28 protein-coding genes are annotated in these 25,527 nt (G+C 65.9%); 22 read left to right on the top strand and 6 right to left on the bottom strand.

Annotated features, from left to right (window positions below):
* The first annotated feature begins 198 nt into the window (after positions 1 to 198).
* From flhF to ACWCIA_RS03355, 6 genes are all read left to right on the top strand, one after another.
* Entirely contained in the window at positions 199 to 1,605 is a 1,407-nt protein-coding gene (flhF, locus tag ACWCIA_RS03380; RefSeq protein ID WP_454160965.1) for a flagellar biosynthesis protein FlhF, read from the top strand.
* Positions 1,598 to 2,437, top strand: coding sequence for a MinD/ParA family ATP-binding protein (locus ACWCIA_RS03375; protein WP_454160964.1), 840 nt, complete (start codon positions 1,598 to 1,600; stop codon positions 2,435 to 2,437). Before flhF ends, ACWCIA_RS03375 begins: the two co-directional genes overlap by 8 nt.
* Positions 2,438 to 2,453: 16 nt before the next feature.
* Positions 2,454 to 3,182 carry an RNA polymerase sigma factor FliA gene (locus tag ACWCIA_RS03370; protein ID WP_454160963.1) on the top strand — a complete coding sequence of 243 codons (729 nt, stop codon included), beginning with the start codon at positions 2,454 to 2,456 and terminating at the stop codon, positions 3,180 to 3,182.
* Positions 3,164 to 3,907 carry a flagellar motor protein gene (locus ACWCIA_RS03365; protein ID WP_454160962.1) on the top strand — a complete coding sequence of 248 codons (744 nt, stop codon included), beginning with the start codon at positions 3,164 to 3,166 and terminating at the stop codon, positions 3,905 to 3,907. The genes ACWCIA_RS03370 and ACWCIA_RS03365 overlap by 19 nt, the downstream gene beginning before the upstream one ends.
* A gap of 1 nt (position 3,908) precedes the next feature.
* Positions 3,909 to 4,649 carry a flagellar motor protein MotD gene (motD, locus tag ACWCIA_RS03360; RefSeq protein WP_454160961.1) on the top strand — a complete coding sequence of 247 codons (741 nt, stop codon included), beginning with the start codon at positions 3,909 to 3,911 and terminating at the stop codon, positions 4,647 to 4,649.
* 167 nt (positions 4,650 to 4,816) lie between these two features.
* On the top strand, positions 4,817 to 5,308 hold the full coding sequence (locus ACWCIA_RS03355; protein ID WP_454160960.1) for a hypothetical protein: 492 nt from the start codon (positions 4,817 to 4,819) through the stop codon (positions 5,306 to 5,308).
* A gap of 71 nt (positions 5,309 to 5,379) precedes the next feature.
* Here ACWCIA_RS03355 and ACWCIA_RS03350 read toward each other — a convergent pair whose 3' ends face one another.
* Entirely contained in the window at positions 5,380 to 6,492 is a 1,113-nt protein-coding gene (locus tag ACWCIA_RS03350; protein ID WP_454160958.1) for a M35 family metallo-endopeptidase, read from the bottom strand.
* A 386-nt stretch (positions 6,493 to 6,878) separates the two neighbouring features.
* On the opposite strand from ACWCIA_RS03350, the gene ACWCIA_RS03345 reads away from it, so the two are divergent.
* Positions 6,879 to 7,115, top strand: a complete 237-nt coding sequence (locus ACWCIA_RS03345; RefSeq protein ID WP_454160956.1) for a hypothetical protein — start codon at positions 6,879 to 6,881, stop codon at positions 7,113 to 7,115.
* Positions 7,116 to 7,223: 108 nt separating this feature from the next.
* Here ACWCIA_RS03345 and ACWCIA_RS03340 read toward each other — a convergent pair whose 3' ends face one another.
* From ACWCIA_RS03340 to flgA, 4 genes are all read right to left on the bottom strand, one after another.
* On the bottom strand, positions 7,224 to 8,267 hold the full coding sequence (locus ACWCIA_RS03340; RefSeq protein WP_454160954.1) for a M35 family metallo-endopeptidase: 1,044 nt from the start codon (positions 8,265 to 8,267) through the stop codon (positions 7,224 to 7,226).
* Positions 8,268 to 8,559: 292 nt separating this feature from the next.
* Complete coding sequence (locus ACWCIA_RS03335) at positions 8,560 to 9,027, bottom strand: flagella synthesis protein FlgN (RefSeq protein ID WP_454160953.1); 468 nt, start codon at positions 9,025 to 9,027, stop codon at positions 8,560 to 8,562.
* A 6-nt stretch (positions 9,028 to 9,033) separates the two neighbouring features.
* On the bottom strand, positions 9,034 to 9,333 hold the full coding sequence (gene flgM, locus ACWCIA_RS03330) for a flagellar biosynthesis anti-sigma factor FlgM (RefSeq protein ID WP_454161253.1): 300 nt from the start codon (positions 9,331 to 9,333) through the stop codon (positions 9,034 to 9,036).
* A gap of 127 nt (positions 9,334 to 9,460) precedes the next feature.
* Positions 9,461 to 10,165 carry a flagellar basal body P-ring formation chaperone FlgA gene (gene flgA / locus ACWCIA_RS03325; RefSeq protein WP_454160951.1) on the bottom strand — a complete coding sequence of 235 codons (705 nt, stop codon included), beginning with the start codon at positions 10,163 to 10,165 and terminating at the stop codon, positions 9,461 to 9,463.
* Positions 10,166 to 10,324: 159 nt separating this feature from the next.
* Between flgA and flgB the strand changes: the two genes are divergently transcribed.
* From flgB to ACWCIA_RS03250, 15 genes are all read left to right on the top strand, one after another.
* Positions 10,325 to 10,741, top strand: a complete 417-nt coding sequence (gene flgB, locus ACWCIA_RS03320; protein ID WP_454160949.1) for a flagellar basal body rod protein FlgB — start codon at positions 10,325 to 10,327, stop codon at positions 10,739 to 10,741.
* A 14-nt stretch (positions 10,742 to 10,755) separates the two neighbouring features.
* The gene (flgC, locus tag ACWCIA_RS03315) at positions 10,756 to 11,157 is read left to right on the top strand and encodes a flagellar basal body rod protein FlgC (RefSeq protein ID WP_454160947.1); all 402 of its coding nucleotides are present in this window, start codon (positions 10,756 to 10,758) and stop codon (positions 11,155 to 11,157) included.
* A gap of 10 nt (positions 11,158 to 11,167) precedes the next feature.
* Positions 11,168 to 11,857: a flagellar hook assembly protein FlgD gene (locus tag ACWCIA_RS03310; protein WP_454160945.1), complete on the top strand. Its 690-nt coding sequence runs from the start codon at positions 11,168 to 11,170 to the stop codon at positions 11,855 to 11,857.
* A 41-nt stretch (positions 11,858 to 11,898) separates the two neighbouring features.
* On the top strand, positions 11,899 to 13,434 hold the full coding sequence (locus ACWCIA_RS03305) for a flagellar hook protein FlgE (RefSeq protein WP_454160943.1): 1,536 nt from the start codon (positions 11,899 to 11,901) through the stop codon (positions 13,432 to 13,434).
* 150 nt (positions 13,435 to 13,584) lie between these two features.
* On the top strand, positions 13,585 to 14,325 hold the full coding sequence (gene flgF, locus ACWCIA_RS03300; RefSeq protein WP_454160941.1) for a flagellar basal-body rod protein FlgF: 741 nt from the start codon (positions 13,585 to 13,587) through the stop codon (positions 14,323 to 14,325).
* A gap of 67 nt (positions 14,326 to 14,392) precedes the next feature.
* Positions 14,393 to 15,175 carry a flagellar basal-body rod protein FlgG gene (gene flgG / locus ACWCIA_RS03295; protein ID WP_379741667.1) on the top strand — a complete coding sequence of 261 codons (783 nt, stop codon included), beginning with the start codon at positions 14,393 to 14,395 and terminating at the stop codon, positions 15,173 to 15,175.
* 8 nt (positions 15,176 to 15,183) lie between these two features.
* Positions 15,184 to 15,828, top strand: a complete 645-nt coding sequence (locus ACWCIA_RS03290) for a flagellar basal body L-ring protein FlgH (RefSeq protein WP_454160939.1) — start codon at positions 15,184 to 15,186, stop codon at positions 15,826 to 15,828.
* A gap of 9 nt (positions 15,829 to 15,837) precedes the next feature.
* Complete coding sequence (locus tag ACWCIA_RS03285; RefSeq protein ID WP_454160937.1) at positions 15,838 to 16,959, top strand: flagellar basal body P-ring protein FlgI; 1,122 nt, start codon at positions 15,838 to 15,840, stop codon at positions 16,957 to 16,959.
* A 10-nt stretch (positions 16,960 to 16,969) separates the two neighbouring features.
* Positions 16,970 to 17,899 carry a flagellar assembly peptidoglycan hydrolase FlgJ gene (gene flgJ / locus ACWCIA_RS03280; protein ID WP_454160935.1) on the top strand — a complete coding sequence of 310 codons (930 nt, stop codon included), beginning with the start codon at positions 16,970 to 16,972 and terminating at the stop codon, positions 17,897 to 17,899.
* A gap of 79 nt (positions 17,900 to 17,978) precedes the next feature.
* On the top strand, positions 17,979 to 19,934 hold the full coding sequence (flgK, locus tag ACWCIA_RS03275; RefSeq protein WP_454160933.1) for a flagellar hook-associated protein FlgK: 1,956 nt from the start codon (positions 17,979 to 17,981) through the stop codon (positions 19,932 to 19,934).
* An 18-nt stretch (positions 19,935 to 19,952) separates the two neighbouring features.
* Entirely contained in the window at positions 19,953 to 21,170 is a 1,218-nt protein-coding gene (flgL, locus tag ACWCIA_RS03270; RefSeq protein WP_454160931.1) for a flagellar hook-associated protein FlgL, read from the top strand.
* Between the two features lie 129 nt (positions 21,171 to 21,299).
* Positions 21,300 to 22,352, top strand: coding sequence for a type 1 glutamine amidotransferase domain-containing protein (locus ACWCIA_RS03265; RefSeq protein WP_454160929.1), 1,053 nt, complete (start codon positions 21,300 to 21,302; stop codon positions 22,350 to 22,352).
* A gap of 8 nt (positions 22,353 to 22,360) precedes the next feature.
* Positions 22,361 to 23,041 carry a response regulator transcription factor gene (locus ACWCIA_RS03260; RefSeq protein WP_454160927.1) on the top strand — a complete coding sequence of 227 codons (681 nt, stop codon included), beginning with the start codon at positions 22,361 to 22,363 and terminating at the stop codon, positions 23,039 to 23,041.
* A complete protein-coding gene (locus ACWCIA_RS03255; RefSeq protein WP_454160926.1) occupies positions 23,038 to 24,318 on the top strand; it encodes a sensor histidine kinase in 1,281 nt (426 codons plus the stop codon). Before ACWCIA_RS03260 ends, ACWCIA_RS03255 begins: the two co-directional genes overlap by 4 nt.
* Before the next feature lie 110 nt (positions 24,319 to 24,428).
* Entirely contained in the window at positions 24,429 to 25,139 is a 711-nt protein-coding gene (locus ACWCIA_RS03250; protein WP_454160925.1) for a hypothetical protein, read from the top strand.
* On the opposite strand, the gene ACWCIA_RS03245 is transcribed toward ACWCIA_RS03250, so the two are convergent.
* Complete coding sequence (locus ACWCIA_RS03245) at positions 25,111 to 25,500, bottom strand: MerR family transcriptional regulator (RefSeq protein WP_454160923.1); 390 nt, start codon at positions 25,498 to 25,500, stop codon at positions 25,111 to 25,113. The two genes, ACWCIA_RS03250 and ACWCIA_RS03245, sit on opposite strands and share 29 nt — an antisense overlap.
* Positions 25,501 to 25,527: the final 27 nt, after the last annotated feature.

Here is a 25,527-nt window from a genome sequence, read left to right as displayed (position 1 = left end):
ACGTCCTGACAAATGTCCGGTCCTGGTCGGTGGAGCTCGCTGCCGGCCAGGCTGCGCCCGCTAGTGCCATGCTCCAAATCGAATTAACCCACTTTCCCCATCCTTTTCCCCCGATGGTTGCTTCACGGCATCGTCAATAATCTCTCCTGTAAACGGGCAATATCGTCCCGACATGACTGAAGCGGTACGGAGAATAAGATGAATGTGAAGAAATTTACAGCGGCAACATCCCGGGAAGCCTTGCGCAAGGTGCGCGATGCGCTCGGGCCGGACGCCGTCATCCTTTCCAACCGTGCGGTCGACGGCGTGGTCGAGATCCTTGCGCTGGACAACGACGACGTCGCTTCGCTGGCCGCCCCGGCCCCGGATTCCGAGATGGCCCAGCCGCAGCCGCGCCTCGACCACCTGCACGCCTTCGAACCGGAAGCGCCCGCTTTCGTGAACCGCCGCAGCGCGCCCGCAGCGGCAGCGCCGGAGCAGGTTTATGCGCGCCGTGCGCCACAGCCGCAGCCGGAACCGGAATTCATCCCCGAACACAGCTACGCCAACCGTCGCGCCCCGCAGGCCGAACCCGCCTTCGACATGGCCGCGATGACCTCGATGATGTCGGCCGCCATCGCCCAGGCCAAGGAATCGGCCGCCGCCGAAATGAGCGGCATGATGAACGAACTGCGCGCCATGCGCGGCCTGATGGAAACCCAGCTGGCCGAGCTGTCGTTCGGCGGCGCCCAGCAGCGCGAGCCGCAAAAGGCGGCCGTGCTGCGCGAAATGCTGGCCGCCGGCTTCTCGGCTTCGCTGGCGCGCTACCTGGTCGAGAAGATGCCGGCGAATAAGGACGCCGCCGAGGCGATGCGCTGGATCAAGACCGTGCTGGCGCGTAACCTGACGACGATGGCCGACGAAGACAACCTGCTCGACAAGGGCGGCGTGTTCGCCCTGGTCGGCCCGACCGGCGTCGGCAAGACCACCACCACCGCCAAGCTGGCCGCACGCTGCGTGATGCGCCACGGTCCGGAAAAGCTGGCCCTGATCACCACCGACGCCTATCGTATCGGCGGCCACGAGCAGCTGCGCATCTACGGCAAGATCCTGGGCGTGATGGTGCACTCGGTGAAGGACGAGGCCGACCTGCGCATCGCCCTGAAAGAGCTGCGCAACAAGCACACGGTGCTGATCGACACCATCGGCATGTCGCAGCGCGACCAGATGGTGACGGAACAGGTCGCCATGCTGGCCGGCGCCGGCGCCGATGTGAAGCGCCTGCTGTGCCTGAACGCCACCTCGACCAACGAAACCCTGGCCGAAGTCGTGCGCGCCTACCAGGGCAGCGGCCTGCACGGCTGCATCATGACCAAGCTGGACGAAGCCGCCTCGATCGGCAACGTGCTCGACGTGGTGATCCGCCAAAAACTGAATTTGCACTACATCTCCAACGGCCAGCGCGTGCCGGAAGACCTGCACCTGGCCGACCGCGCGATGCTGGTCGACCGCGCCTTCCGCAGCCGCCGCGAGGCCGCCGCCGCCTTCGACGATGCCGACCTGCCGCTGATGATGGTCGGCACCAGCCACCGCGACGAGAGCCTGCGCGGGGTGCACTGTGGCTAGTTTCGATTTCGACCAGGCCGAAGGCCTGCGCCGGATGCTGGCCGGCCCCAAGCCACGCGTCGTCACCTTTTTATCGAGCACGCCCAGCGACGACAAGGGCGCCATGCTGGTCAACCTCGGCGCCTCGCTGGCGCAGGCCGGCAACGAAGTGCTGATCGTCGACACCACCGTGCGCGACTACGGCGTTGCGCGCCGCCTCGAGATGGAACGCCATGCGGGCCTGTTGCAGGTGGCACGCCAGGAATGCGGGCTGAACCAGGTGGTGCAGGGCGCACCCCAGGGCTTTTCGGTGGCGCTGCTGTCGCGCGACGGCGACACGCCGCGTGCCGGCACCGACGAGGCGCGGCGCCTCGCGAAAACCTTTGATGTGCTGGTGAAAGGGCAGGGCGGCATCGTCATCGTCGATGGCGAACTGAACCGCGACGGCAGCTTTGCGCTGCCGGCCCTGGCCGAATCGGAAATCGTGGTGCAGGTCTCGACCAGCGCCACCTCGATCACGAATGCCTATGCATTGATCAAGCGCCTGGCCCAGGAATTCGGCCGCCGTCCCTTCGGCATCCTGGTCACCGGGGCCTCCGAGGCAGAGGCGAAGGTGGTTTACGATAATATGTCGGCAGCAGCAAGTCGTTACCTAGCGGTAACGTTAAGTTCGATGGGCTCGGTACCGGCCGACGAATACCTGCACCGCGCCGCGCGCCTCGGGCGTGCCGTGGTGGATGCCTTCCCGCTGGCCGGGGCGTCGGTGGCCTTCCGCCGGCTCGCCGGACGCTTCGCCCTGCCGGGCATGGCGAGATTGGAGCGTCAGAGCGGCGGCGCGCATTTTGGTTCCTGAGAAAAAAAGCACAAGCATGTATACCGTCAAAGGGAAAGCGGACAAGAACCACCTGCTCACCGAGCATGCCCCGCTCGTGAAGCGCCTTGCGCACCAGATGAAGGCCAAGCTGCCGCCGTCGGTCGAGGTTGATGACCTGATCCAGGCCGGGATGATGGGCCTGCTCGATGCCATCAACCGCTACGAGGACAACCACGGCGCCCAGTTCGAGACCTATGCCGTGCTGCGCATCCGCGGCGCCATGGTCGACGAGCTGCGCAGCAACGACTGGATGCCGCGCAGCACCCGCCAGACCATGAAGAAGGTCGAGACCGCGATGACGTCGCTGCAGCAGAAGCTGGGCCGTCCGCCGACCGAGACCGAGGTCGCCAAGTCGCTCGACGTCTCGCTCGCCGACTATCAGGAAATGCTGTTCGAAGGCGGCGGCCACCAGCTCGTGTACTACGAGGATTTCCACGACGACGACGGCAACGACTCCTTCCTCGACCGCTATGCGGTGGACGACGACGACCCGCTGCGCGCGCTGCTCGACACCGACTTCCGCCAGGCCGTGATTGCCGCCATCGACGGCCTGCCGCCACGCGAGAAGATCCTGATGGGCCTGTACTACGAGGAAGAACTGAATCTGAAGGAGATCGGCGCCGTGCTGGGCGTGTCCGAGTCGCGCGTGTCGCAGCTGCACACGCAGGCCGTGGCCAGGTTGCGCGCTTCGCTCAAGGAAAAGCTGTGGACTTCGCCAGCCTGATTGGCCTGGCGCTGGCCCTCGCCGGCCTGTTCGTCGGGCATACGCTCGACGGCGGCCGGTTCGCCTCGCTGTTCCAGCCGGCGGCCTTTGCGATCGTGGTGGTCGGCACCTTTGGCGCCGTGCTGCTGCAATCGAAGGCGAGCACCTTCAAGCGCGGCATGCGCATGCTGCGCTGGGTGTTCTTCCCGCCCAAGGACACGCGCCAGCCGCGTTCGCGCGAGATTGCCCTGTGGAGCCACTCGGTGCGGCGCGACGGCCTGCTCTCGCTCGAGCAGTTCATGAAGACCAAGGATCCGATCGTCGAGAAGGGTTTACGGCTGGTGGTCGACGGCGTCCATCCCGACAAGATCCGCGGCCTGCTGGAGGCGGAAGTGAGCGCCTACGAATTCGCCGAGCGCCAGGCCGCCCGCATCTGGGAAGCGGCCGCCGGCTACGCGCCCACCATCGGCATCCTGGGCGCCGTACTGGGCCTGATCCACGTGATGGAAAACCTGTCCGACCCGTCGCGCCTGGGCTCCGGGATTGCGGTCGCCTTTGTGTCGACCGTGTACGGCGTCGGGCTTGCGAATTTGTTCTTCCTGCCAGTGGGGAACAAGCTGAAGGCCATCGTGTCGGACCAGGTGGTGCAGTACGAAATCCTGCTCGAAGTCTTCCACGACCTGGCCAGCGGCAACCACACGCGCGTGGTCGAGGAGCGCGTGGCCAGCCTGCTGGCGCAGCGCTGATATGGCGCGCAAACGATACGACGAGCTCGAGGGCGGCGGCGAGCAGCAGGACCGCTGGCTGATCTCCTACGCGGATTTCATTACGCTGCTGTTCGCCTTCTTCGTCGTGATGTATGCGATCTCCGTCGTCAACACCGGCAAGTACCGGGCGCTGTCGGACGCCCTGGGCGATGCCTTCGGCGGCAAGCCGCAGGTGCCGCAGGCCAGCTCCCCCATCGACCCGCTTCCCCTCGCTAACCTGATTGCGCGCAAGCGTGCCGAGGCCGCACGGCGCGAGCGCGAGCGCCTGAATACGCTCGCGCGCCAGCTGAACGCCTCGCTTGCGCCCTTGGTGAAAGACGGCAAGGTGCGCGTCACGCAAACCGGGCAGGGCGTCAAGGTCGACATCAACGCCAGCGTGCTGTTCGAGGAAGGCGAGGCCGCGCTCGGCGGCGACGCGCGCACGACCCTCGGCACGGTGGCCGGGCTGCTGAAGGGCGAAGCGCATGCGATCGAGGTCGAGGGGCATACCGACAACCTGCCGATTGCGAATTCGGCTTATCCGTCGAACTGGGAATTGTCGAGCGTGCGCGCGAGCAGTGTGGTGCGCCTGTTCATCGAGGGCGGGATCGCTCCGGAACGCCTGACGGCGGTAGGGCATGGCGCGAACCAGCCGCTGGCGCCGAATACGGATGAGGCGGGCAGGTCGCGCAATCGGAGGGTGGCGGTGACGATCCTGGCTACGGTGCCTGATCAGGGATAAGCGTAGGGTGGACGGGTTTCCCGTCCACGCGTTCAAATCACGTTTGAAAGGCCTGCTCGGATAATCTTGCGCCGGTTGAACGCGTGGACGGGGGACCCGTCCACCCTACCCTTGGCTTTCGCTTCATCTGGCCCCACAATGCGTGACACGACCATATGGAGTTGAACATGCAGCGCAGACCCTTCCTTCTCGCCGCCCTGACCGGTGCGGCGAGCCTCATGCCCCTGATTGCGGGCGCCGGAGAACCGACTGTGAGCGTGAAGCACAGCATCGATGTCGCAACCTCGCCAGGCAAGGTCGTCGTGGAACTCACGGTGATCAACCAGGGCAAGACCACGGTCTGGATCCCGCGCGAAGTGGCGGCGGAACACGAATTGACCGGACGCCGTTTCGACGTGCGCGGTTTCGATAACCGGCCGATTTCCTACACGGGAAAAATGGTCAAGCGCGCAGCGCTGACGGCCGAGGATTACCAGCCGCTCGAACCGGGCAAGATGTTGACGAACACGATCGACATCACCAACAGCTACGCCTTCAAGCCCGGCCGGCACACCTACAACATCGGCTACGCCGGCCCGGTGCTGGCCGACCCCAAGCGCCCCGACGCCCTTGTGGAATTCCCGGCGCGGCCGGCGTCCTTCGTCTACAGCGGAAAATAAAACCGAAAGCGATAAAAAACCCCTCTGGCCGCCAACTGGCCAGAGGGGTTTTTCTTTTTATTTCCAGGTATTTAGTTCAGCGCCGGGGTGTTCTCGGCGAAATACTCGTGGTTGTCGGCATTCGCCACGGCGGCGTCCGGATTGCTGATCGCCAGGCTGGCGGCGCCGCTCTGGCCGTAGACGTTGTCGTCGGTGCCGGCGACCACGTCGAAGTGGCTCATCTCGTGCACCAGGGTGCCGCCCTTCGAGTCGGTACCGGTCATTGGCGCATTCCAGAAGGCCTTGCAGACGTAGATCTTGTACGGCTGGGTCGGATAGACGTAGGCGTAGTAGTTCTGGTTGCACTTGCAGTCGACGACGACGTTCTTGTTGTCGAAGCCGTCCTTGATCGCCGTGAAGTTCGCCTTGACGCGGGCCTGGCGGGTCGAGGTGACAGTGCCGAACCACTTGGTGTAGCGCGGGCCCATCGTGGTCTTGCCCATGTAGGTCACCGAGCTGTTGCTCATCGTCTTGGCCGCCGAGATCGCCGAGGCCACCGTGGTCTGCTGCGAAGCGGTGCAGTTCGAGTAGCTCAGGCCCATCGGCGCAGGGGTGCCGCCGGCGTCGCCGCGTTTGAGCGCCTGCATGATTTCCGATTCCGATCCGCGCGGCAGGCGGGCTTCGATGTAGACCGACGCCGCGTTCGACTCGAGCCGGTCGACGCCGTTGTCCGCAGCCGCTGCGCTGACGTCGCCGCCGGCGCGGCCCTTGTTGCCCATGAACAGGTCCGGCGAGCTGGCGCGATAGCGGATCGCATAGTCGCCCGTCACGCTCAGGTCGTACAGGGCCGACAGTTCGACCTTGACCGTGTGCGAAGCGCCTGGTTTCAGCAGGTAGTAGTCGGCCTGGGTCGGCTTGGCGCGCTTGATCAGGGCGCCGGTGTAGGCCACTTTCGCGCCGTCGCGGGTGATGTCGAACAGGGGAGCCGACATGCCCTCGAAGGGCGTGCGCCACTTCAGGACATACTGCGGAGAAGAGGAGGTGTTGGTCAGGGTGACGTTGACGTGCACGTCGTCGCTCGCGCCGAGCGCCGCCTTTTCGGGCACGACCGTCACCGTCACGCCGTTCGACCCTGCCTGCGCGCCGACGGCGACGCTCAGGGCTGCAATACCGAATGCCGACTTCAAGATGCTGTTCCAGCTCATGTGTCTTCTCCGTATGTAGTATGTTTTGGCTGCATCGCAGCCTATTTTTGATGAGTTTTCGCCCAAAACTTGACTTCAATCTAACGAAAACCCACCCACATACTGATTAAAACATGAGCTGGTAGCAATGCATTTCGGATAGTGTCTTGCACGATTTGCGAAAACGTAACAATCATGCATTTTGCTCAATCAGGTACTGGCGTCTGAACCCGAGTCGTGCTAATTAGACAGAATGAAAACTAGCACATTCTCGCGAGCAACGCTTCAATCTTGGCCTATGCAGTAGAAATGTTGACGCACAGCAACAAACTCACCCAAAATACGCACTTCATATATGCTACAGTTTTTCAAGTAATAACTAATTCCACGTACATCTGGAGATAAGCATGAGCTTTGCATTCACCCCTTCTGCAGCTGGTGGCCCGTTCGGAGCATATGAAGAACAGCGAGCCACGCCGAGGATCTACACGCGCAGCGCCTTCAATGCGCTGCTAGATCGGCAGTCGGAGTCGAAAGTCCGTGAAGCCCTCGAAGACGACAATATCCCCAGCTGCCACAAGCAGGATGCCCTGAACTGGCTTGCAGCGCGCGCCGCAGCCAGGCAGGCAACGCACCACTTCTGATACCGCTGGCCAAGTCATGGCCAATATCTCACGGATCGCCCGGGCGTGCCGCCACGCCCGGTGACTGTTCGATCACTGGAACCCGGCATGGCCGGACACCCTAGCCGCTCAGTTCAAAGGCGGCGAGTTCTCCCCGAAATACTCGTGCGAGTCGGCATTGTTGACGGCCCGCTCGGGCGACGTGCGCGCCATCTCGGCCGCGCCGGATTGCCCGTACACGTGGTCGTCGGTGCCGGCGACGATGTCGAAGTGGCTCAGTTCGTGCAGCAGGGTGCCGCCCATCGAGTCGGTGCCGGTCAGCGCCGCCGTCCAGAACGCCTTGCAGACATAGATGGTGTAGGGCTGTGCCGGGTAGACGTAGGCGAAATAATCCTCGTCGCAGCCGCAGTCGACTTTCACCGGCTTGTTCTCGAACGCGTCCTTGATGGCCGTGAAGTTCTTCGTGACCGTGCCCTGGCGCCCGGCGTCGAGGGCGCCGAACCAGTTGGTGTAGCGCTGGGCCTGCTCCTTGCCGCTGCTCAGGTAGGCCAGGCCGCCGCCGGCCATCTCGGTACCGGCCGCCATGGCGCTGGCGATCGTGTCCTGCTGGGCGTTCGAGCACTGGGCATAGCTCAGGCCGCTGCCGGACGGCGCCGCCAGGGCGGGGGACGCGATCCCGCGCGGCATGCGGCCCTCGATGAAGATGGCGGCGGAGTTCGTGCGGACCGCCCCGACGGCCTTGGCGCTGCCGGCCAGGGTGGGGACGCGGTAGCGCACCGAATAGGCGCCGGTGACGGCCATGTCGTAGGTGCTCGACAGTTCGACGCGGGCGCTGCGGCTTTCGCCCGGCGCCAGCACGAAATAATTGGACTCAAGCGGGTCCGCGTCCGTCGGCGCGGCGCGCTTGACCTTGCGGCCCAGGTAGCGCACGGGCTGGCCGTCGCGGGTGATCTCGAACAGCGCCGCTTCCGGCGCCACGAAAGGCGTGCGCCACTTCAGCAGGCGCTCGGGCGTGCCGCCGACGTTGGAGAACGTGACCGTCACCATCACCTCGTCGCGCTTGCCGAGGGCGGCGCGGTCGGGGGTGATGGTAACGGCGATGTCGGCCAGGGCGTGGCCGGGGATGGCGGCGGCCAGCAGGGCGCAGGCGGCGAGGTGTTTGGGGGTGTGCATGGATTCCTCCGTCGGGTGATGACTGAGGAATACTGTGGGCTTGTTAGTGCCCGTTGAGCTTGCGCTACGGCAAGAGTAGGGTGGTCGGCTCCACCCAAAAATATGCCGGCACGCGGCGTGTGTGCCGCCCACGCGTTCAACCGGCAGGTGAGGCGACGCGAGGTTTCATATGGAGGTTGAACGCGTGGGCGGCGCAACAGCCGCGTTCCAGCAAACGCCCGGGTGGAGCCGACCACCCTACGAAACAACAACGGCCGCATCGGCGGCCGTTATCGAGGAAATCCGGTAAAACTCAGCCGGTCACGAAGCGTCGCGACGGCCCGGTGCCGAAGGTCTGCCCCTTGGCGCCGTACAAGGTCGACTCGGCGCCGGCGGTCGGGGTGCGCAGGGCGTTGAGCACGGTCTGGTTGTGCGCCATTTGCCGGTTGATCAGCAGGCCGTTGACGCGGTTGAGTTCCTTGGCTTCGGCGGTTTGCGCCAGCAATTGGGTCCAGGCGGAGCGCGCCGCGTCGTCGCCTTGCGTGACCAGCCACGGTTCCATGCCCGCTTCCGAGGCGGCGAAGCCGGCCTTGCCGAGCGCGGCATGGCGTTCACGCGACAGTTGCGCCAGTTCCTGCACCAGCGTCGCCTTGCGTGAGGTCAGTTGTGCCAGTCCGTCCGCGTCGGCCGCTACCAGGAACTGCTGCTCCTGTTTCATCAGTTCCACCAGCGCGTCGATGTGCTGGTATTCAAGGCTGAGGGTCGTGCTCGGACTGGTCATGGGCGTTTATCTGTTGCGTGAATGGAGCAGGTCGCGCACGGTATCGAGCAAGCCGTCCGCGATCCTTTCGGAATTGACCTGGAACTGCCCATCGGCAATCGCCAGTTTGATACGTTCCACTTTCTTGGCATCGAACACCTGGCTGCTGCCGGCGGTGGCGCTGGCCGACGACAGGCGCACGCTGTCGGTCTGCGTCTGGGTCGGGGCGGCCGTTGCCGCGGCCTTTTCGGCCTGCTTGGCATTGGCTGCCGTGGTGTTCGGTTGCTGGAGGGCTTGCGCGCCTTTGAGGGTATCGTTAATTTTCACAGCACTATCCTTCTCTGTTCGGAGCAGGAACTCCGGGATCTGCAGTGTGTAACGGCTGTACACCGCCAAACTTTAGCGCAGATCGCCAAATCGGGAAGTTTATTTAAATTCTATTTTTGCCAGGTTTTTACAGGCTTACTTCGACGATGCCGCCGGCCCGTGCCGTGCCGCTGACGATGGCGCCGCGCGGCGTGCGCACCTGTACCACTTGCCCCTCGCCAGCGTTGCCGATCGCCTTGCCTTCGCCCGAAACCGAGAAATTCTCGCCGCGCGAGACGATGCGCACGGCCTGGTTCTGCTGCACCACCGGTTTGCTTTTGAGCGAATCGAGCCGCAGCGGGGTGCCGGCCGGCAGCGACACGGTCGGCGTGCGGCCGATGGCCTGGGCCATGTCGGTGATGATCCCGTTCGGCATGGCGGCGATGTCGCCCTGCATGGTCGCCAGCTGGCCGGCCTCGATGGCCTGGCCCTGGGCCAGCGGCACGCTGGCCGTGACGTAATCGGCCAGCACGCTCACCTGCGCCTGCAGGAATACCGTCCAGCTGGGGGCCGTGCAGCGCACGCCCACCGTGGTCTTGCCCCAGGGACGGGCGCCCGGCTGCTGGAAGGCTTCGGGGGCAGGGCAGGCGGCCAGCGACAGGCGCGGGTCGACCGCGCCGATTTTTACCGTGACCTTGCCCGGCAGCCCGGCGCTCTGGGTCTGCAGGTATTGTTCGGCGATCTTGCGCAGCGCGGCGCCGTCCTGGCGCCCGGCAGGTACCAGTTGCTGGGCGGCCTGCACCAAGGGCGCGGCCAGCAGGAGTAAGAAAAATGACGTGAAATGCCTGGACATGAACGGAAGCCCTTCTGTGATGGCTGCCATCTTAGGCCTGTTGATGCCGTAGTGAAACTTTGAATAGCCGGGGTTTGGGGGGCTTAATCAATCGATGGGCAAGTGTTGCTCAAACGTATGATTCACGCTGTCCCAACCAGAAATCAGCCCGGAGGCGGCATGATCGGCAAACTCGACAACTATTTACGGTTCAACGAAACGGCCCTGTCCCTGCGCGCCCAGCGCCAGGAACTGATTGCGTCCAACATCGCCAACGCCGACACCCCGAACTTCAAGGCGCGCGACATCGACTTCGCCAGCGCCATGCAGGGTGCACTCGCGAAAGCAGCGAACCCCGGCCAGCTTGCCGCCACCAACAAGGCCCACGTTCAGCCCGCCGCCGACGGCAAGGCGCTGCCCGACGGCACCCCGGTGCTGTATCGCGGCGTGGTGCAGGGCGCGGTCGACGGCAACACGGTCGACATGGATGTCGAGCGCAACCAGTTCGCCGACAACGCACTGCGCTACGAGGCGGGCATCACGATGATCAACAGCCAGATCCGCGGCCTGATGGCGGCGATCCAGAGCGGACAATAAGAAAGGTCGCTCTCATGTCCCTATTTAATATCTTCAATGTCTCCGGCTCGGCCATGAGCGCCCAGGCCCAGCGCCTGAACACCGTTGCCAGCAACCTCGCCAACGTCGACAGCGCGACATCGAGCACCGGCGAAGCCTACCGCGCCAAGCAGGTCGTGTTCGAGGCGGTCCCGATGAACACCGGCGGCACCGGCGTCAAGGTGAAAGAAGTGGTCGAGGACGCTTCCCCGATGAAGCAGGTCTATGACCCCAAGCACCCGATGGCCGACGAAAAGGGCTATGTGACGATGCCCAACGTGAACCCGGTCGACGAAATGGTCAACATGCTGTCGGCCTCGCGCTCCTACCAGAACAACGTCGAAACGATGAACGCGGCGAAGAGCATGCTGCTCAAGACCTTAACGCTCGGCCAATAAAAGGTAATCCATGTCCACCGTAAATTCCGCCGGCACGTCGATCAACGACCTGATGTCGACCATGAACACCAAGAAGAAGGAGCCGACCGACAGCGTCCAGGCCGACACCGACAAGTTCATGACCCTGCTCGTCACCCAGCTCAAGAACCAGGACCCCCTGAACCCGCTCGACAACGCCCAGGTGACGAGCCAGCTGGCCCAGCTGCAGACCGTTACCGGCGTCAACAAGCTGAACGAGACGCTGGAAACCCTGAAGTCGAGCTACCAGTCGACCGAGGCGATGCAGGCGACCAACCTGATCGGGCATGGCGTGCTGGTCGACGGCAACCACCTGAACCTGACCGGCGGCAAGTCGGTCTTCGGCGTCGAACTGGCCACGGCCGCCGACAACGTGCAGGTCATCGTCACCGATCCGCGCACCGGCAAGGACGTGGCCACGATCGACCTCGGCGCCACCGAGGCGGGCGCGATGCCGCTGGCCTGGGACGGCAGCAGCGACAGCGTCGACGCCGCCCAGCTCGCCGACGGCAACTACAGCTTCCGCGTGGTCGCCACCCGCGGCGGCCAGCCGCTGACCGACGTGAAGGCCTTGACGCTCGACACGGTCGCCAGCGTCAGCACGAATTCGAAGGACGGCGTGAAGCTGAACCTCGCAGGCAAGGGCGCGATTACCCTGGCCGACATCAAACAAGTCCTGTAAGCCGCTGAGCGCGCTCACTAACGAATAATCAGGAGAATCACATGTCCTTCCAACAAGGCCTCAGTGGCTTGAACGCCTCGGCGAAATCGCTGGACGTCATCGGTAACAACATCGCCAACGCCAGCACGGTCGGCTTCAAGGGTTCGCAGGCGCAGTTCGCCGACGTGTACGCCAGCTCGCTCAACGGCGCCGGCGGCATGACGGCCGGTATCGGCACCAAGGTCGCCGCCATCGCCCAGCAATTCACCCAAGGCAATATCGAATCCTCGAACAACTCGCTCGACGTCGCCATCAACGGCCAGGGCTTCTTTCGCACCGTGTCCTCGGGCATGACGCAATACACCCGCAACGGCCAGTTTGCCCTCGACAAGGACGGCTTCATGGTCAACGCCCAGGGCGCCAAGCTGACCGGCTACGGCGTCGGCGTCACCGGCCAGGTGCTGGCCGGCGCGCCGGTCCCGGTGCAGATCAGCACCACCGACCTGAAACCGGTCTCGACCACCAAGGTCGGCATCGAGATGAACCTCGACTCGCGCGTGGCGGCCCCGGCCGTGAATCCTTTCGACGCGGGCGATCCGAACACCTATAACAAGCAGTCGCCGGTGGACGTGTACGACACGCTGGGCAACCCGCACGTGCTGTCGACCTTCTACGTGAAGAACGGCTCGGGCACCTGGGACGTCTACGCCGCCAACGACGGCACCGAAATCACCAACCTGAAAGTGGCGCAGGCGGCCCAGGGCACCACGGCGGAGTTTGCAGCGGTGAACGCGGCGCGCGCCGACTGGGACGCGGCAACCAAGGCGGTCCCGCCGGTGGCGGCCACGATCTCGGCGGCGCTGGCGCGCTACGCCGATGCAGCCTCCGCCATGGTCGCGGCCGCGGCGGGCGACGCCGGCGCCGATGCGGCCGCCCAGGCGGCGATCGTCGATGCCGGCGCCGACGCGGCGCGCATCGCCGGCTACTCGGCCGACCAGGTGGACAAGGCGATTGCTGCAGCCGTCAAGGTCACGGCGGTCCCGATCGGCACGCTGCGTTTCGACGCCAACGGCGCGCTGAACGCCGTGGACACCGCCAACGGCGGCAAGTTCAACATCGAGCTGCCGATCTTCCCGTCGACCGGTTCCGACCCGATCCAGCAGATGGAAATCGCCTACACCGGCACCACCCAGTACGGTACCTCGACCAGCGACAAGAAGCTGATCCAGGACGGCTACACCGCCGGCAACCTGCAGCGCTTCTCGATCGGCGAAGAGGGCATCATCCTCGGCCAGTACAGCAACGGCCAGAGCAAGCCGCTGGGCCAGATCGTGCTGGCGAACTTCGCCAACGCGAACGGCCTGGAGCCGCTCGGCAACAACGCCTGGGCCGAGTCGGCCGATTCGGGCACCCCGCTGATCGGCGTGCCGGACTCGGGCAGCTTCGGCGTGCTGCAGTCGTCGGCGGTCGAGACCTCGAACATCGACCTGACGGCCGAGCTGGTGAACATGATCACGGCGCAGCGCGTGTATCAGGCGAATGCGCAGACGATCAAGACGCAGGATTCGGTGTTGCAGACGCTCGTCAACCTGCGTTAATCGTTGAGCGATTGATTTCGCCGGGATTCAACCGGTGAGACGGCGTGGGCATGAACGCCCACCCTACAGAAAACCGCTTTGTAGGGTGGGCACTTGTGCCCACGCGGTATGGCACAGCAGCACACCCGGCACTAAAAAGAAGGAAAGAAAATGGACCGCCTGATCTACACCGCCGCCTCCGGCGCCAAGCACATCCTCGAGCAGCAGGCCACGACCTCGAACAACCTGGCGAACCTGAACACGACCGGTTTCCGCGCCCAGCTCGACACCTTCCGCGCCGTGCCCGTGCAGGGCGAAGGCCTGCCGACGCGCACCTTCGTCGTCAACAACACCGTCGGCGCCAACTTCGCCTCCGGCCCGCTGCAGCTGACGGGCCGCGACCTCGACGTCGCCGTCAAGGGCCCGGGCTGGATCGCCGTGCAGAACCCCGACGGCAGCGAAGCCTATACCCGCAACGGCGCCCTGCAGATGAGCCCGAACGGCGTGCTGACCACCACTAGCGGCGCGACCATCGCGGGCGAGGGCGGCCCGATCACGATCCCGCCGGACGTGACGGTCACGGTCGGCGGCGACGGCACCATCTCCACCGTGTCGAACGCCGAGCGCCCCGCCGCGCCGGTGATCCTCGGCCGCATCAAGCTGGTCAATCCGGACACGAAGGACCTGGTGCGCGGCGACGACGGCCTGTTCCGCCTGAAAGATGGCGCGGCCGCCCCGGCCGACCCGGCGGTGCGCGTCGCCGGTGGCGCGCTGGAGGGCAGCAACGTGAACGCGGTCGATGCCATGGTGGCAATGATCGGGCTCGCGCGCTCCTTCGAAACCCAAATGAGCCTGATGAAGAACGCCGAGAATAACGCCGCGAAAGCCGGTCAGATCCTTGCTTTGAATTAAGTGTTTCCCCAGCATAATTCTATTATGCGTGGTGGCCCTTCATGGCCGCCAATAGGAGAAACCCATCATGATTCGTTCGCTGTATATCGCCAAGACCGGCCTCGAGGCGCAGCAGACCAACCTCGACGTCATCACCAACAACCTCGCCAACGTCAGCACCAACGGCTTCAAGCGTTCGCGGGCCGTCTTCGAGGACCTGCTGTACCAGACCGTGCGCCAGCCGGGCGCCCAGTCCTCGCAGCAAACCAACCTGCCGTCGGGCCTGCAGCTCGGCACCGGTGTGCGCGCCGTCTCGACCGAACGCATCTTCACCCAGGGTAATCCCCAGCAGACGGGCAACTCGAAGGACGTGATGGTCAACGGTTCGGGTTTCTTCCCCGTCCTCCTGCCCGACGGCACCCAGGCCTATACCCGCGACGGTTCCTTCCAGACCGACGCCAACGGCCAGCTGGTCACCTCCAGCGGCTATGTCGTGCAGCCGCCGATCACCATTCCCGCGAATGCCGAGTCGATCACGGTCGGCCGCGACGGCACCGTCTCGATCAAGGTCGCCGGCACCACGGCCACGACCCAGGTCGGCAACCTGCAATTGATGACCTTCGTGAACCCGGCCGGCCTGGAATCGCGCGGCGAGAACCTGTACCTGGAAACGACCGCCTCGGGCAACCCGAACGCGAACACCCCGGGCACCAACGGCGCCGGCGTCCTGATGCAGGGTTTCGTGGAAACCTCGAACGTCAACGTGGTCGAGGAAATGGTCAACATGATCCAGACCCAGCGCGCCTACGAGATCAACAGCAAGGCGATCACCACCTCCGACCAGATGCTGGCAAAGCTGGCCCAGCTGTAAGCCCCGATATGAACAAGCTCTCCCTGATCGCATTGTTGCTGCTGGTTGGCTGCGGCACTACCCCGAGCACGATCGTGCAGGAAACCCGCAGCGCGCGCCCGGCCCTGGCCGAAGTGGCCCCGCCGACCGACGGCGCCATCTACAACGCCGCGCGCTACCGCCCGATGTTCGAAGACCGCCGCGCGCGCCAGATCGGCGACCTGCTGACGATCAATATCGTCGAGAAGACCTCGGCCAACAAGGCCGGCGCCAGCTCGGGCAACAAGTCGGGCAGCGCCAGTTTCGGCCTGCCGGGCCCGCTCCAATCGCGCCTGGGCGCGAATGTCGAAACCGAAGGCGCGATCAAGTTCGCCGACGGCGACAACCAGAGCGCCAGCAATGCCTTCACCGGCACCATCGGCGTGACCGTCACCGAAGTGCTCTCGAATGGCAACCTGGTCGTGGCCGGCGAAAAGCAGGTTGCGATGAACAAGGGCATCGAGTTCATTCGCTTCTCGGGGCTGGTCAGCCCGGACACCATCCAGAACGGCAATGTCGTGTCCTCCACGGTCGTCGCCGACGCCCGTGTCGAATACCGTACCAACAGCCGGATCGACCGCGCAGAAGTCAACTCGATGATGTCGCGCTTCTTCCAATCGCTGCTGCCGTTCTAAGGAATAAAAATGCGTTTTGCTACCCTGATGCTGGTTCGCGGCACCATCCTCGCCGCCCTCGTGCTCGCCACCACGACGGCAGTCCATGCCGAGCGCCTGAAGGACATGACCAGCATCGCCGGCGTGCGCCAGAACCAATTGTCGGGCTACGGCCTTGTCGTGGGCCTGGACGGCACCGGCGACCAGACCAGCCAGACCCCGTTCACGGTGCAGTCGATCATCGCCATGCTCCAGCAAAAGGGCGTGAACCTGCCACCGACGGGCCAGCTGCAGCTGAAAAACGTGGCCGCCGTGATGGTCACGACCTCGCTGCCGGCCTTTGCCCAGCCTGGCCAGAACATCGACATCACGGTCTCCTCGATCGGCAACGCGAAAAGCCTGCGCGGCGGCACGCTCCTGATGACGCCGCTGCACGGCGCCGACGGCCAGGTGTATGCGATGGCGCAAGGTAACGTGCTGGTCGGCGGCGTCGGCGCCTCGGCCGGTGGCGGGGCGCAGGTGCAGGTAAATCACCTGGCGGTCGGCAAGATCTCGGCAGGGGCCACGGTGGAACGCGCCGTGCCGTCGACCCTCGGCGAAAACAACCAGATCCGCCTCGAGCTGAACCAGACCGATTTCGCCACCGCCAGCCGCGTGGTCAGCGCCGTGAACGACCAGTTCGGCGCCGGTACCGCCACCGCGCTGGACGGCCGCGTGATCCGCGTGCGTACCCCGGCCTCGTCGGATGCGCGCGTGAGCTTCATCGGCATGCTGGAAAACATCGACGTCAAGCCGGCCGCGGCCGCCGCCAAGGTCATCCTCAACGCACGCACCGGCTCGGTCGTGATGAACCAGGCCGTCACCCTCGACACCTGCGCCATCTCGCACGGCAACCTGTCGGTGACGATCGGCGCCGACACCCAGGTCAGCCAGCCGGCGCCGGGTTCGCGCGGCCAGACGGTCGCCGTCACGACCCCGACCGTGGAAGTCAAGAAAGACCCGGGCAAGGTGCTGCTGGTGAAGGGCGGCGCCTCGCTGGCCGAAGTCGTCAAGGCCATGAACTCGATCGGCGCCAGCCCGCAAGACCTGCTGGCGATCCTGCAGGCGCTGAAGGCGGCGGGTTCCCTGCGCGCCGAGCTGGAAATCATCTAAGGACACGGCGATGATCCCTTCCAGAAACGACGTCAAGACCGGCTTCGCGCTCGACACCCAGGGCCTCGGCGACCTGAAGCGCTCGGCAAAGGCCGGCGCGCCGGATGCCACCCGCGGTGCGGCCCAGCAGTTCGAGGCGCTGTTCATCAACCAGATGATGAAGAGCATGCGCGAAGCGACCCCGCAGGACGGCCTGATGGACAACCAGCAGACCAAGATGTTCACCTCGATGCTCGACCAGCAGCTGAGCCAGAACATGGCCAAGCGCGGCATGGGCCTGGCCGACGTGCTGGTGCGCCAGTTGTCGGCCCAGACCGATGCCAAGGCGCTGGCAATTGGAACAGCGGGTGCGGATGGCGCCAACGGCACCAACGGTGCGGCCAGCATGCTCGACATCCCCGCTTTGCCCGGCAAGCTGGGTCCGTTGAAGGGCCTCGAGGGCGCGCAGACCAATGGCATCAGCGCCAGCGGCCGTTCCCAGGCGCCGCACGTGCGCGCCTTCCAGGAAAAGCTGGGCGCCCATGCCGCCGAAGCGGAAAAGGTCACCGGCGTGCCGGCCAAGTTCATGCTCGGCCAGGCGGCGCTGGAAACCGGCTGGGGCAAGCGCATGATCCGCAATGCCGACGGTTCCAACGCCAACAACCTGTTCGGCATCAAGGCCGGCCCGGGCTGGAAGGGCAAGGTCGCCACCGCCGTCACCACCGAATACGTGAACGGCCAGCCGCGCCAGAAGGTCGAGCGCTTCCGCGCCTACGACACCCCGGCCGACTCGTTCAAGGATTACGCGCGCATGCTGGCGAATAACCCGCGCTACGAAAAGGTCATCGACAACGCCCACGACGCCTCGGCGTTCGCACACGGCCTGCAGCGCGCCGGCTATGCGACCGACCCGCAGTATGCGGCCAAGCTGTCGAAGATCATCAAACACTCGCTGGCGTAACGAAGTGACAACAGGAGAGCGGGCGATTCAAGTTCCTGCCCGCGCTGCCGTAGAAGAAGACAATCAATAGAGAGCGCACATGTCGGGAAACCTCCTCAGTATCGGTAAAAGCGGGCTGTACGCGGCACAAACCGCGCTGACCACGACCGGCCATAACATCACCAACGCCAACGTGGAAGGCTACAGCCGCCAGGGCGTGGTGCAGGGCACGGCGACGATGATGGAGCGCGGCTACGGCTTCGTCGGCAGCGGCACCAAGATCGCCGAGATCAAGCGCTACAGCGACGAATTCCTGAACAACCAGGTGCGCTCGGCAACCGCGTCGACGGCCTCGCTGGACGCCTATTACGCCCAGGTCAGCCAGATCGACAACCTGCTGGCCGACACCACCTCCGGCCTGTCGCCGGCCTTGCAGGGATTCTTCGCCGCCGTGCAGGACGTGACCGGCAACGGCGCCTCGACGCCTTCGCGCCAGGCCCTGCTGTCGGCCTCGGAAACCCTGGCCAGCAGCTTCCAGCAGATCGACGCGCGCCTCGAAGAAATCGGGGCCGGCGTCAACACCCAGATCGAAACCAGCGTCAACCTGATCAACACCTACGCCAGGCAGATCGCCGAGCTCAACAACAAGATCGCCTCCTACGGCTCGATCGAAGGCCGCAAGCCGAACGACCTGCTCGACCAGCGCGACCAGCTCGTGATGGACCTGAACAAGCACGTCAAGGCGAACGTCACGCATGGCAGCAACAATGCCCTGAACGTCTCGATCGGCAACGGCCAGCCGCTGGTCGTGGGCCAGCAGGCCTTCCAGCTGGCGACGATGAAGTCGCCGACGGACCTGACGCGCCTGAGCGTCGGCTACCAGACCGGCGACAAGGTGACCGCCTTGCCGGAAAGCGCGCTCACGGGCGGCGAACTGGGCGGCATCCTCGAGTTCCGCAGCGGCTCGCTCGACCGCGTGCAGAACGCCATCGGGCGCCTCGCGACCGGCCTGGCCTTCACCTTCAACGCCCAGCACAAGCTCGGCATCGACGGCGCCGGCCAGCAGGGCAAGGACTTCTTCGTGCAGGCCCCGGTCTCGGTCAAGGCAGCCGCCGACAACGCCATCACCAGCGACGCCGAAGTCGCCGCCGTCATTACCGATCCGACCCAGCTCACCGACAGCGACTACAAGGTCGAGTCGGACGGCAGCAACTTCTACATCACGCGCCTGTCCGACAAGACGCGCACCAAGATCGACCCCTATGACCCGGCCGGCACGACCCGCACCATCGACGGCGTCGCCTTCACCATCACCGGCAATGCCGCCTCGGGCGACAACTACCTGGTGCGCCCGACCGTCGACGGCGCGGCCAACTTCCGGCTGGCCTTATCAAGCGTGCGCGACATCGCCGCCGGCACGCCGATCGCGACCAGCGCGCCGATCGCCAACAAGGGCACCGGCCAGGTCAGCGCCGGCACCGTCAGCGCCGACTACTTCACAGCGCCGCCCAGCCTGCCGGTCACGCTCGGCTACACGGATGCCGGCGGCGGTCAGCTGACGGGCTTCCCGGCCGGCGCCACGGTGACGATGACCGTCGACGGCACCACCACGACCCATACCGGCTCGGCCCCGTTCAAGGCCGGCGCCAGCTACAGCTTCAACGGCGTGAACGTGACCATGTCGGGCATCCCGAAGGAAGGCGACAGCTTCGGCATCGCCGCCAACGTCTCCGGCACGGCCGACACGCGCAACATCCAGGCCCTGGGCGCCCTGCAGACGAAGAACATCTTCAACGGCGCCAGCGCGACCTTCCAGTCGGCCTTTGCGCAGACCGTCAGCGCGGTCGGCAACAAGACGCGCGAAGTGCAGGTCAATGCCAGCGCCGGCGACGCCCTGCTCAAGCAGGTGCAGAGCGCCGCGCAGAACACGTCGGGCGTGAACCTGGACGAGGAAGCGACCAACCTGCTGAAGTACCAGCAGGCCTACCAGGCGGCCGGCAAGGTCATGCAGATTGCGAACACCATCTTCGACACGCTGCTGTCGATTGGCCGCTAAACGGAGTCGGAGTAAACCATGCGCATCAGCACGAAAAGCATCTACGAGAACGCGACGACCCAGCTCAACACGCTGCAGTCGAACATGGCGCGCACCCAGAACCAGCTGGCGACCAACAAGCGCATGCTGACCGCGGCCGACGACCCGATCGCCTCGGCGCGCGCGCTGGAAGTGACGCAGTCGCAATCGCTCAACACCCAGTTCGCGGCCAACCGCTCGAACGCGAACAGCTCGCTGTCGCTGGTCGAAAGCGCGCTGCGCGACAGCGGCGACCTGCTGGCGGACGTGCAGACGCTGGTCGTGCAGGCCGGGAACGGCACGCTCTCGAAAGCCGACCGGCTGATGATCGCCACCGAGATCGAAGGACGCATGCACGACCTGCTGGGCGTGGCAAACACGGCCGACGGCACCGGCGGCTACCTGTTCTCGGGCTACCGCGGCACCACCATCCCCTTCGCCCAGACCGATACCGGCGCCACTTACCAGGGCGACCAGGGCCAGCGCAAGCTGCAGGTCGGGCCCTCGCGCTCGATCGCGATCAGCGATTCGGGCAGCGCGATCTTCGAAAACAACCGCACCGGGAACGGCAGCTTCCAGACGCGGATGGCAGCGGGCAACCAGGGCGGGGCGGTCATCACGACCGGTTCCGTGGCCGACGCCACCAAGCTGACCGGCCACGACTACACGCTCGCGTTCAGCGTGAGCGGCACCCCGGCCGTGACCACCTACACCGTTACCGACAACACCACCAACACGGCGGTGCTGTCGAACCAGCCCTACGAGAGCGGCAAGCAGATCAGCTTCGACGGCACCTCGTTCGCGATCAAGGGCGCGCCGCTCGACGGCGACAAGTTCGAAGTCAAGCCGAGCCAGAAGGAATCGGTCTTCACCACCATGACCAACCTGGTGACGGCCTTGCGCAGCTCGGCCGACAGCCCGGCCGGCGCCGCCGCGCTGGCGAACCACCTGAAAACCGCCGACGAGGGCGTCAAGGCCTCGCTCGACAACATCCTGACGGTACGCGCCTCGGTCGGGTCGCGCATGAAGGAACTCGACTACCTGGAAAGCTCGGGCTCGGACCTCGATATCCAGTACGCGACCACGCTGTCCAAGCTGCAGGACCTGGACCTGGTGAAGGCGATCTCGGACTACGCGAGCCAGCAGGGCACGCTGGAAGCGGCGCAGAAGTCGTTCAAGACGATGTCGGGGCTGTCGCTGTTCAATTACATCGGCTGACGTCCGGCTGACCGCGGCGGCGGCCGCGGGAACCTCGCCAGGGCCGCCTCGCGCGGCCTTTTCCTTTTTCACATCCGCTTCACGCCGCACGCGCCATCCTGTGCGCCATCGACCACAACGGAGGCGGCAATGCGCAAGACCTTATTACGAACGGCGGCCTGGCTGGCCGGGATCCTGATCCTGCTGGCCGTGAGCAGCTATGCCTGGTATCTCAGCCTCGATCTCGACAGCGCGCCGAGGGCGAATCCGCAGGCCACCGTGGCCGACCTGGCCTGGCTGAAGCATCCGGTGGCGCAGCAGCGGGGACGCATCCTGGCCGTCGTCAGCAGCACCGAACGCGGCGGGCCCGGCATGAAGCGGGCGGGCTACGAACTGACCGAACTGGCGCGTGCCTACTATGTGTTCCGGGCCAATGGCTACGAGGTCGACATCGCCTCGCCCAAGGGCGGCAAGCCGCCGGAGCGGATCGACCCCGAAGACATGGGCGACGCCGACTACGCTTTCCTGAACGACGCGGCCGCGCAGGCCCGGGTTGCCGCGTCGATCCCGCTGGCGCATGTCGACGCCAGCCGCTACGCCGCCGTGTATTTTGTCGGCGGCAAGGGCGCCATGTACGACTTTCCCGACAATCCGGACGTGGCCCGTATCGTCCGCGACATTGCCGCGCGCGGCGTGGTCGGCGCGGTCTGTCACGGTCCGGCGGCCCTGCTTGGCGTACAGCTGGCAGACGGGGAGCTGCTGGTGGCCGGCCGCCGCATGACCGGCTTCACCAACGAAGAAGAGCTGTTCCTGATGCAGGATGCGCGCATGCGCCTGGGCTTCCTGCTCGAAGAACGCGCGGTCGCCGAGGGCGCGCGCTTTGTCGCGGGGCCGAAGTACATCGACAACACCGTCGTCGACGGCCGCCTGGTCACGGGGCAGAACCCCTGGTCCACCTGGTCGGTGGCGGAAGCGATGATCGCCGCGCTGGGACAGCGCCCGGTGGCGCGCGAACGCACCGCCGAGGAGGCCAGCGTCGAGCTGCTGGCCACCTATTACCGCGAGGGGCTGGACGCGGCCCGCGCCCGGCGGTCCGTGCTGCCGCGCTTTGATAAGATGCTGGTGCTGATGCATTCGGTGGTGGCCGCCATGCAGTGGCGCGCGGCCGATGCCGTCAACCTCCAGCGCCTCGCCAACACTTAAGGACCGGCATGCCCCTGCACATACTCGTTGTCGAAGACCATGCGCTGCTCGCGCACAATCTCGCCGACGGGCTGGAGCTGCACGGCCACACGGCCGATTTCGCGGGCGACGGCGAGCTGGGGCTGCGGCTGGCCATGGAAAACCACTACGACCTGATGATCCTCGACCTGGGGCTGCCCGGCATCGACGGGCTGGAAGTCTGCAGGCGCCTGCGCGCCCGACTGACGCGGCGCATGCCGGTGCTGATGCTGACCGCGCGCGACGCCCTGCAGGACAAGCTCGCGGGCTTCGACAGCGGCGCCGACGATTACCTCATCAAGCCCTTCGCGCTGGAGGAACTGCTGGCGCGCTGCAACGTGCTGGCGCGCAGGCATACGCTGCATCAGGAACATGTGCTCGCCATCGGCAGCCTGCGCATCGACCGCCAGGCGCAGGCGGTCACGCGCGAGGGGAGGCCGGTCAAGGTCCATCCGGCCGGCTACCAGATCCTGCTGGCGCTGGCGGAAGCGCATCCGCGCGTGCTCACCCGCTCCGAGCTGACCCAAACACTGTGGCACGACGCGCCGCCCGATTCGGACGCGCTGCGCACCCATCTCTACCAGTTGCGGCAGAGCCTAGACAAACCCTTCGGCCGCCCGATACTGCTGACCGTGCATGGGGTCGGGTTCAAGCTCGACGCCGGCGCATGAACACCGGGCATTCCCTGCGGCGCAGGATGATCGCGGCCTTCGCCGTCTTCGCGCTCGCCACGGCGCTGTGCTTCAGCCTGTTCAGCGTGCTCTTCGTCTATTCGGTCGAGGACGACTTTTTCGACAACATGCTGCGCCAGGAAGCCGCGCACCAGCAGCGCAGCTGGCAGGTGTCGAACCGGCCGGCCGCGCCGCTGCGCGACACGGTCGGCCTGCACCGGGGCCTGGACACCTTCCCGGCGGACCTGGCGCGCCAGCTCGCGGGCGGCCCGCGCAACGGCGAGTTCTTCGGCGAAGAGGGTCGCCACTATCACATGCGCACGCTGGACTTGGGCGGCGCACCGGCCTGGCTGGTGGCGGAGGTCAGCCGCGACCTCGTGGTGCGGCCGCGCATGCCCTTCCTCCTCGGCTTCCTCGGCGTCGCGACCCTCGCCATCCTCGCCATCACCCTGGGCATCGGCTGGTGGCTGGCGCGGCGGGCCACGGCCCCGCTGACGCGGCTGGCGCTGCTGGTGTCAAGGGCGGCGCCGGGGCAGCTGCCGCGGGGCTTCGCCCAGGACTTCCCGGATAACGAGATCGGCGCCCTGGCGCGCAAGCTGGACGAGACGATGGCGCGCATCGCGGCCTTCATCGAACGCGAACAGCATTTCACGCGCGACGCGAGCCACGAGCTGCGCACGCCGCTGGCGGTGATCGAAGGCGCGGCCCAGCTGCTGGCGCAGCAGCCGATGACGGCGCAGGCGGCCGGTCAGTTGCAGCGCCTGCGCAGCGCCGCGGCCCACATGGCGCAGACGGTGGCGACCCTGCTGTCGCTGGCGCGCGAGGAGCTCGATGCCTCGGTGGTCGAGCCGGTGGCCTTGCTGCCCCTGGTCGAAGACGCGGTCGTGCAGTTCGCCCACCTGCTGGACGGGAAGGCGGTCGAGGTCAGCGTCGAGGTGGCGCCGGAAGCGGTCGTCGCTACCCATCGCGCGGCGCTGGCGATCCTGCTCGGCAACCTGGTCGGCAACGCGTTCGGCCATACCCGGCAGGGCGAGATCCGCATCTACATGGAGGGCGCCAGCCTGGTCGTGGCCGACAGCGGGCCGGGGATCGCGCCAGAGCTGGGCGCGCGCCTGTTCGAACCGGGCGCCAGGGGCGAAGACAGTCGCGGTTTCGGCCTGGGCCTGTCGATCGCGCGCCGGCTCGGCGAGCGCGTCGGCATCGCAATCGGCATCGACACCAGCCCCGGCGGCGGCACCCGCGCCCGCCTGTCCTGGCCGGTCGCCGCCATCGAATAATCCCGCCCAGGCGGCCTAGCGGTTAAAATGCCGGGCAGCAATATTTCGTGGATAGTCCGCTCTGGACGCGCCCGCGAATCTGCCTTACCCCGCTTCTCTACAGGATCACCATGAAACACCTCCGTACCCTCGCGCTGGCCGCCGCCTGCGCGCTCAGCCTCCCCGCCGCCGCCGACGATTTCGACCGCCTGCAATCGCTCACCCAGGCCGAACTGGCCGGCTTTGCCAAGGACTTCACCGCCGTCGCCAGCTACAAGAGCATCGCCCCGGCCGAGCCGCTCGGCATCATCGGCTTCGACATCGGCGCCGCCGTCAGCGCCACCCGCCTGGACAATGCCGCGGTCTGGGAAAAGGCCGGCTTCGAGCACGCCACGGTCTACATGCCGACCCTGCGCGCCCAGAAGGGCCTGCCGTTCAACATCGACATCGGCGCCAGCCTGACGGCGGTGCCGGATTCCGACATCAAGCTGGTCGGCGCCGAGATCAAGTACGCGCTGGTGCCGGGCGGCGTCGCGCTGCCGGCGGTGGCGATCCGCGCCGCGGCCACCAAGCTGTCGGGCGTCGACCAGTTCGACCTCGACACCCGCAGCGTTGAGCTGACCGTGTCGAAGGGCTTCCTGCTGCTGACCCCGTATGCCGGCATCGGCAAGGTCTGGGGTTCGCTGACCCCGAACGTGGGCAACCTGCGCAAGGAAACGCCGAGCGCCAACAAGGTGTTCGCCGGCGTCAACCTGAACCTGGGGATCGCCAACATGGCGGTCGAAGCCGACCGCATCGCCGGCAACCAGACCGTCAGCGTGAAGCTGGGCTTCCGCCTGTAATTCCCGGACGTAGCGGGCAATCGGCGCCGAGGTCGTCCAGCTTGGCGGCCAGCGAACCGCGTAATGCGCCCAGGCCGGCGATCCGGGCGTCGATGTCCTCCAGTTTGCGCGCCAGGGCGGCGCGCAGCTCGGGACCCGCCTGGCCCGGGTCGGCCAGCTGCGGCATGCCCGCTTCGATCTCGGCCAGCGTGAAGCCCAGCGATTGCGCCGTACGCAGGTAGCACAGCCATTCCACCGCCTCGGGTGGATAGTCGCGGTAGCCGTTCGCGCGCCGCCGCGCCGCCAGCAGGCCACGCTCCTCATAGAAGCGCAAGGCGTCCCGGCTCAATCCGGTTGCAGCCGCCAACTCCCCGATGCGCATGATCTCCCCCAAAAAATGCTTGACCCT

Source organism: Massilia sp. SYSU DXS3249 (assembly GCF_053668055.1).
This window is presented reverse-complemented; position numbering and strand designations above follow the sequence as displayed.